At 53.0% G+C, this 7,926-nt stretch carries 7 protein-coding genes; 2 read left to right on the forward strand and 5 right to left on the reverse strand.

The window, feature by feature from the left end:
• From PHU49_11740 to PHU49_11760, 5 genes are all read right to left on the reverse strand, one after another.
• The coding region (locus PHU49_11740; GenBank protein MDD5244677.1) for a 4Fe-4S dicluster domain-containing protein at positions 1-563 on the reverse strand (563 nt) is incomplete at its 3' end.
• Between the two features lie 74 nt (positions 564-637).
• Entirely contained in the window at positions 638-1,024 is a 387-nt protein-coding gene (dsrJ, locus tag PHU49_11745) for a sulfate reduction electron transfer complex DsrMKJOP subunit DsrJ (protein MDD5244678.1), read from the reverse strand.
• A complete protein-coding gene (locus PHU49_11750; GenBank protein MDD5244679.1) occupies positions 1,014-2,639 on the reverse strand; it encodes a (Fe-S)-binding protein in 1,626 nt (541 codons plus the stop codon). The genes dsrJ and PHU49_11750 overlap by 11 nt, the downstream gene beginning before the upstream one ends.
• A 104-nt stretch (positions 2,640-2,743) precedes the next feature.
• On the reverse strand, positions 2,744-3,739 hold the full coding sequence (dsrM, locus tag PHU49_11755; GenBank protein ID MDD5244680.1) for a sulfate reduction electron transfer complex DsrMKJOP subunit DsrM: 996 nt from the start codon (positions 3,737-3,739) through the stop codon (positions 2,744-2,746).
• Between the two features lie 69 nt (positions 3,740-3,808).
• Complete coding sequence (locus PHU49_11760) at positions 3,809-4,405, reverse strand: RsbRD N-terminal domain-containing protein (GenBank protein MDD5244681.1); 597 nt, start codon at positions 4,403-4,405, stop codon at positions 3,809-3,811.
• Between the two features lie 84 nt (positions 4,406-4,489).
• Between PHU49_11760 and mgtA the strand changes: the two genes are divergently transcribed.
• Positions 4,490-7,021, forward strand: coding sequence for a magnesium-translocating P-type ATPase (gene mgtA, locus PHU49_11765; protein MDD5244682.1), 2,532 nt, complete (start codon positions 4,490-4,492; stop codon positions 7,019-7,021).
• Positions 7,022-7,063: 42 nt separating this feature from the next.
• Positions 7,064-7,684 carry a DedA family protein gene (locus tag PHU49_11770; GenBank protein ID MDD5244683.1) on the forward strand — a complete coding sequence of 207 codons (621 nt, stop codon included), beginning with the start codon at positions 7,064-7,066 and terminating at the stop codon, positions 7,682-7,684.
• The last annotated feature ends 242 nt before the right edge of the window (positions 7,685-7,926 follow it).

The raw sequence follows: 7,926 nt of genomic DNA on the forward strand, positions 1-7,926 counted from the left end.
CCTTTCGTCCTGGTAGGGAAATCCTGGTTGATGTTTTTGATAAAAGGACGTGGGTCTTTCCAGTTAAAACTCCGCGCCCCGTAAGGACAGGCTGCCATGCAGTACCTGCATCCTATGCACCGGTGGTAGTCCATCATGACAATGCCGTCCTCCCTCTTCCACGTCGCCTTTGTGGGGCACACCCTGACGCAGGGAGGATCCTCGCAGTGGTTACAGAGAACAGTGACAGGTGCCTTCTTCACGGCCTCCGGCATGAGTTCGTGAGACCCTTCAGGGAAGACCTCGTTATAAGGGGCGTTCCATATCCATTGTATCTGATCCTTGGGATTTCCGAGATCAGGCACATTGTGTGTCAGGTGACATGCCTCGATGCAATCCCTGCATCCGGCCTGCTTCGAGCAGGCACCGACATCTACCACCATGGCCCATCTTTTCAATGCCGGCTGGACTTCGGATTTGGGTGTTTTTGCGAGGGCATGACGTGAAAAGAGAGAAAAACCCTGCTGACTTGTTAGTCCGGCTAACGAAAACCCCGCAATCTTTATAAATTTCCTTCTATCCATCTCTGTTTTTCTCTGCCCCAAACTCTTTATTGCATTTTTTACGCCTAACGCCTCACGCCTAACGCCGAACGTCTTTACTTCTTCGCCACCTTCGGGATGTTATGACAATCCCAGCAATAGGGTTTTACATTGGTGTAGTTGTGGCACCTGTCGCAGAACTGTTCCTTATTGGTGTGGCATCCCATACATGTCCCCGTGAGGCTCATCACGTAAGTCTTTCCGTTTGACGCCCTGTACTCACGCTCGCCGTTTCTCACAACGGCCTCCTTCCATCTGGTGAGGAGCTCCGTATGTTTTTCCCTCATGAACGATGTCTTTTCGACACACTCTTTTGCGTCCGTCCCCGGCCTCAATTCCGGTACGTATCCTGCCTTTCCCGTCACAGCATTGTACCAGAAGGGTATAAGGAGGATGACGAAGAAGATAACGATGCCTGTTATGACCTTTCCCTTATCGAACATCGTTCTCTCCGTCCCCGGCTTCCAACGGCTCGCCCCGGAGGTTTGTCGTTCGTTCCTGCTCCCCTGCCATGACAAGGGCGTTCCCGAGAAGCTCGTGGACGCCGCATACGCCGACGCCGGGGACCCAGTATTCAAGGAGCGGCGGCAGGGCGGCCTTGTCGATGGCGCAGATGCAGGCGAGCATATTGACGCCGTATCTCTCTTTGACGTATTTGACCGCGTTGGCCCTTGGCAGCCCGCCCCGGAGCCTCATCTCGATATTTTCGTCAGCGCCGAGACCGGCGCCGCTCCCGCAGCAGAAGGTCTTTTCCCTGATCGTGTTCTCAGGCATCTCGTAAAAATGATTGCAGACCTGCCTGATGATATACCTGGGTTCCTCGAGGAGACCCATGCCTCTCGCGGGGTTGCACGAATCATGGAAGGTGATCTTCCATTGATCGTTGCGGGATCTATCGAGTCTGAGCTTGTTGTGGTAGAGGAGGTCAGCGGTGAATTCAGTGATATGGACCATCTTTGTTGACCGCGCATTTTCGAACCGCGTCCCTGTTGCAGGCGACACAGGTTCTTCGAGAAAATCCGCGGGGCCGTTGAAGGTATCCATATACTGATGGAGGGTCCTCCACATGTGACCACACTCCCCTCCGAGGACCCACTTCACCTTCAATCGTTTTGCCTCGGCGTATATCTTCGCGTTGAGCCTTTTTGCAAGCTCCATCGAATGGAAGAGCCCGAAGTTGCCCCCTTCGGACGCATAGGTGCTCCAGGTGTAGTCAAGGCCGATCTCGTGGAAAAGCATCAGGTAACCGAGGAACGTGAACCAGTGGGGGCTTGCGAAGTAATCCGCCGACGGCGCGACAAAGAGGATCTCGGCGCCCTTCCTGTTAATGGGCGCGTCTATCGCGATCCCCGTGAGATCTTTCAGTTCGTCTAAGGCAAACCCCAGGGTTTCCTGAAAGGCATGCGGCGGCACGCCGAGGTGGTTGCCTGTTCTGAAGCAGTTCGACGCGGGCTCGACGACCCACTGGATGTTGCAGCCTACAAGGTTCAGGAGTTCCCTTCCCATCATCGTGATCTCGCAGGTATCGATGCCGTAAGGGCAATAGACGGAGCATCGCCTGCACTCGGTGCACTGGTAGAAATAGTAGAACCATTCTTTCAGCACATCTTCCGTAAGGTCACGGGCGCCGGCGAATCTGCCGAAGATCCTTCCTTCCGGTGTGAAGTACCTCCTGTATACCGAACGCAGCAGTTCCGCCCGCAATACCGGCATGTTCTTCGGGTCGCCTGAACCGATAAAAAAGTGACATTTGTCCGCGCAGGCGCCGCAGCGCACACAGATGTCGAGAAAAAGGCGGAACGAGCGATGCCGCTTGATGAGCCGCTCCATACCCTCCAGGATGGTCTCCTTCCAGTCGGGGGGCAGCTTCCAGTCCGCATCAGCGGGCTGCCATTCTCTCTGGTTGGGAAGACCGAGGTATTTTTGATGCTTCAGCGGGGCGCCGTAGCAGTAGGTCCCTTTCCTGAATTCGACAGCGGGATTCATCCAGTCGCCTGTCGCAGGTGTCAGGCTTACCTCGAACATCTCATCAGGTTTCTTCAGATTTTCCTCAGCCACAATTACTCCGTATTAAACTCACGAAGGACGACCACTCCCACGCCATGGCGTGGTTGTTGGGATGAAGGACGCATTTGCGTCCCTCGTCTTTCGTCCCTCGTACCTCATTCATTTTTCTCGACCGGTATTCCGGCCTCCTTCATCGCTGTCCTGAATTCATCCTCATATTCTTCGTAGGTGTGTACCTTCACGGGGTAATCCCAGGGATTGACATGCCGCACCATGCGGCTGTTGTTCATCAGGTTCCTCGTGGGGCTCAGGAATACACCGCCCGCATGCATGAGCTTGCTGAAGGGGAAATAGACAAGAAGAACGCTGACCAGAAAGAGGTGAATATAAAATATCGTTCCTATTCCCTCCGGCGCCACGGGATTGAAGGCAAGGATCCCGAGGGCGAACCGCTTTATCTCCATCAGGTCGACCTTGTAGAAGTGCCGCATGAGGATCCCTGTTACAGCGATGCTCCCGATGAGGAGCAATGCGAAATAATCCGACAGGAGTGAGATGTGCCTTACCTGCGGATTGAGCAATCTTCTGCCGAAGAGATACAGGAGGGCGACCACAATGAGGATATCGGTGACATAAAACGACGGCAGGGGCCACTGGAAAAAGCCGTCGATATCCTGGAGAAACGTGATGCACCCCGGGACAGGTTCAATGAAAAACCTCAGGTGCCTCATGAGGATGATCAGTAATGACCAGTGGAATACCATTGCCCCGAGCCAGAGCCACCTGTTCCCGCCATACAGGAGCCTTTGAGGCTGCCGGATCTCAGCCCTGTCGTTCCTGAAGAGCGAGCGGAAGAAGAGCACCTCAAGGGCCATCCGCGATACGACACCCCATGTGGTGTGAGGACTCTCCTTATTATCCGACCGTATCCACGGAAGGGATCGTTGCTGCCCGCACACCGTGGGTATGTGGAACGGTACGGGAGAGCGTGCCCATAGAACGATGCGGTAGATAAAACCGGCGATAAATACGCCGAGGGCGAAATAGGGCGCTATGATACCGAAGAGGGTATGGCAGCCGAGAAGACCGGCCCCGATATAACCGACGAGTATGATAATCAGTATAAGGATGAGCGAGTATAAAAGGTACATTCGATTACCGTGCATTCAGTGTACTTGTTTCCACTGTAGCAGAGCAACCGGGGGCTGTCAATCGGGAAATTATCCCTTATCCGGCTGTTTCAGAATATTGAGGAGCCGCATCGCCATGTCCCGTTCCATCCTGATCTCCCCGCTCCTGATATTATGGACCTCCTCCCTGCACCTCATGTATACATCGAATGCGAGGAGCGACATCATGTCCATCCTGGTTTCCAGTTGAGAGAGGGCCTTGAGGAGCGCATCGCCGGTGAATGCCTTTTCCAACTCTTCCCGGACTACCTTCTTCAGAAGAAAGATGAAGGCTACGGCTTGAGACGGCAGAGAGTCCTGAACGGCGCGTATCCGTATGATGTTGTCAAGGGCTGATAATATCCTGTCAGGATCGGCATCGCGGATGAGTTCGTCGTAGAGGATCTCTGTCCCCTCGGCCAGGATATGACCCACGGGGTTTGTGAACCTGTCTTTTCCGGTCCTCAAAAAATTTGCTACGTCGGCAGGGTATGTTTCGAGTATCAGATCAAGCCAGCGTTTCAGGATTGTCCCGCGCTTTTGGGTGAGAATGTCTTTAATATCCACCGTCTGTCCATTATAACACATGCCACATACCAATGCCACATGCCACATACCAATGCCACATGCCACATACCAATGCCACATGCCACATACCAATGCCACATCTTGTTATACTAAATTATATAAACCATTGTAGAAACGGCGTGAAGTAACTATAATGGATTAAGCATGGTCAAGGAAACGAACGGGTTGCACGCCTTCTGGGCGCTTTCCCCGGATATGGTGCTTACCCGCCTTCAGACAACACCCGACGGTCTGACCGGGACCGAGGCGCAGAAGCGGCTTCAGGTCTTCGGCTACAATACGCTGAAACAAAAGAAGAGAAACGACTCTCTCACCCTTTTTCTGACGCAGTTCAAAAGCCCGATCATTATCATATTGCTTTTTGCGACAGGACTCTCTTTCGTGCTCCGTGACGTCACCGATGCACTGATCATTCTGGCGATAGTCCTGATTAGCGGCTTACTTGGTTTCTGGCAGGAACGCGGGGCCGCCAATGCAGTCCAGAGGTTGCTTTCCATTGTCCAGGTCAATACAACAGCGTTCCGCGACGGGGAATTCAGGGAAGTACCGGTTGAAGAGGCGGTCCCCGGCGATATCGTCGCGCTGAACGCAGGAGATATTATCCCCGGTGACTGCCTGATCATTGAATCCAGGGATTTCTTTGTTGACGAGGCGACACTGACCGGGGAGACCTTCCCGGTGGATAAGGAAGCAGGGACGCTTGACGAGGCAACCCCTCTCAGCCGGAGAACAAACACACTCTTCATGGGTACCCACGTTGTAAGCGGCAGCGGGAAGGCGGTTGTTGTCTATACCGGGAAGGACACGGAGTTTGGCAAAGTCTCTGAAGAGCTTAGATTCAGGCCGCCTGAGACGGAGTTTGAGCGCGGCGTCAGGCGTTTCGGCTATCTCCTGCTGGAGGTCACCCTGATACTCATCATATCGATCTTTGCCATCAACGTATATTTCCACCGGCCGGTACTGGAGTCGTTCCTCTTTTCCCTTGCCCTGGCGGTAGGGCTTACACCTCAGCTTCTGCCGGCCATAATCAGCATCAACCTTGCCCATGGCGCAAAACGGATGGCCGATCAGAAGGTTATCGTAAAACGGCTTGCATCGATCGAAAACTTCGGGAGCATGAATGTCCTCTGTTCCGATAAAACGGGTACCTTGACCGAGGGTCTGGTGCAGTTGCACACTGTCCTCGACGTGGAGGGCCGGGAGTGCGAAAAGGCGCTTCTCTATGCATACGTCAACGCCTCCTACGAGACGGGTTTTACAAACCCCCTTGACGAGGCAATTCTCCAATACCGGCAGTTCGATCTCTCGCACGTGAGCAAGCTCGACGAAGTACCCTATGATTTTATCCGCAAGCGTCTGACCGTTCTCGCGGCAAAGGACGACACCCATCTCATGGTAACAAAAGGCGCCCTTTCTAACGTGCTTGCAGTGTGCTCCAGCGCGGAGATGCCGGATGGACAGGTTATCGACATAACCCCGGTTCGGGAGAGGATCTATCAGCGGTTCAGGGACTTGAGTGGCAAAGGTTTCAGGACCCTGGGTCTTGCATACAAAGATATAGGTTCTCAATCTTCCATGACAAAGGACGATGAGGCCCATATGACATTTCTCGGCTTCCTCGTCTTCTTTGACCCCCTCAAGGGAGACATCGTCGAAGTTATCAAAACCCTCAAAGGGTCGGGGGTCACGCTGAAGGTTATCACCGGGGACAGCGAGCTGGTCGCTGCCAGTGTGGCTGAGCGTATGGGCTTCCCGAACCGCAGTATACTGAACGGCGCCGGTATTCGCGAGATGAGTAGTGAGGCCCTGATGGAAAGGGTCAACAGCGTGGACATCTTCGCCGAGATTGAGCCGAATCAGAAAGAGCGCATCATCCTTGCCCTGAGGAGATCAGGAAATGTGGTCGGATACATGGGGGACGGCATTAATGACGCATCCGCCTTACATGCCGCGGATGTGGGAATCTCTGTAAACAGCGCGGTGGATGTGGCCAAAGAGGTGGCTGATATCGTACTTCTTGAAAAAGACCTCCGTGTCCTGGCAAACGGTATGCTTGAGGGCAGGAAGACCTTCGCGAACACGCTCAAGTATGTCTTCATGGCCACCAGCGCCAACTTCGGCAACATGTTCAGCATGGCAGGGGCCTCACTCTTTCTTTCTTTCCTCCCCCTCCTTCCGAAACAGATCCTCCTCACGAACCTGTTGACCGACTTTCCCGAGATGACAATCGCCACCGACAGCGTTGATCAGGAGATGCTCAACCGGCCCCGGAGATGGAACATCAAATTCATCCGCAATTTCATGCTGGTTTTTGGTTTACTCAGCTCGGTTTTCGACTATCTGACCTTCGGCGTCCTTCTTCTCATCCTCCATGCATCAATCGAAGAATTCAGGACCGGCTGGTTCATGGAATCCGTTATCTCTGCGTCAATGATCGTGCTGGTCATCCGCACCAGGGGGCCCTTCCTGAAAAGCAAACCGGGCAAGGCATTGCTGACGGCCACTCTTCTCGTCGCCGTGGTCACGATCCTTTTTCCTTATACCCCTATGGGAACGCTCTTTGGATTTGCACCGATACCGCTCCCATACCTTTTGACGCTCCTTCTCATTGTCGTGCTCTATATCGTTTCAGCAGAGGTGGTGAAAAAGATCTTCTACAGGAAGGCAAAGCTCTGATGAAAGAGCAGACTTTAAAAAGCAGCCTTTTTGAGTGACAGTATGGTTGATCCCGGTACAGTTATTCAGCACTTCACATATATCGGCATCTTCTGCCTTCTGATCCTCGGTGGAATGGGGTTCCCCTTTCCGGAAGACGGGGTGCTCATCGCGAGCGGGTTGCTCATCGCCCATGGTGTCGTTAAGCTCGCCCCCGCCCTCATGGTCATCTATCCGGCCCTGCTGATCGCCGATTTTATCCTCTATTCTATCGGCAGGAAATATGGAAGAATGGTCGTTGAACATAAAAGATTTTCCAGGATAGTTTCACCTGCCGTTCTCTCGAGACTTGAAGAGAAATTCAAGCGATGGGGTGCCCTGACGGTATTTCTGGGAAGGCACTTCGTCGGCTTCAGAGCGCCCATATTCATCATCTCGGGAGTAATGCGCATTTCCCGTATAAAGTTCCTGATTGCCGATGGCCTCTCCGCGATCATTACGATCTCGATTACCCTGGGCCTTGGTTATCTTGGCGGCAACAGCCTCATGATCTTGAAGAAAGACATCACGCGGGTTGATTATATCCTGATCCTTGCTCTTGTCATATTGGTTGCAGGCTGGATTATCCTGCGATACTTCAGGGACAGGAAAAGATCAAAGCAACGATTGCGTGCGAATGAATGATGAAGGAATAAGATATGCGCTATAATAAAAGGCAGTGAATAGTGAACGGTGAATAGTGAATAGTAAGAGACAAAAGGAACTAAAGAGACAATCAGAATGCCCGGGGTATTCTGCTTTCTGCTCTTCTGGTTTTCACGGTATTTCTAAGGGAGGTAACATAATATGACTACCATGCTGCTTTACGTGCTTTTAGGATTTGTCGCCGGGGCTTTAAGCGGACTGATCGGTATCGGCGGCGGTGT

Source organism: Syntrophorhabdaceae bacterium (genome assembly GCA_028713955.1).
In the GTDB taxonomy this organism is placed as follows: domain Bacteria; phylum Desulfobacterota; class Syntrophorhabdia; order Syntrophorhabdales; family Syntrophorhabdaceae; genus UBA5609.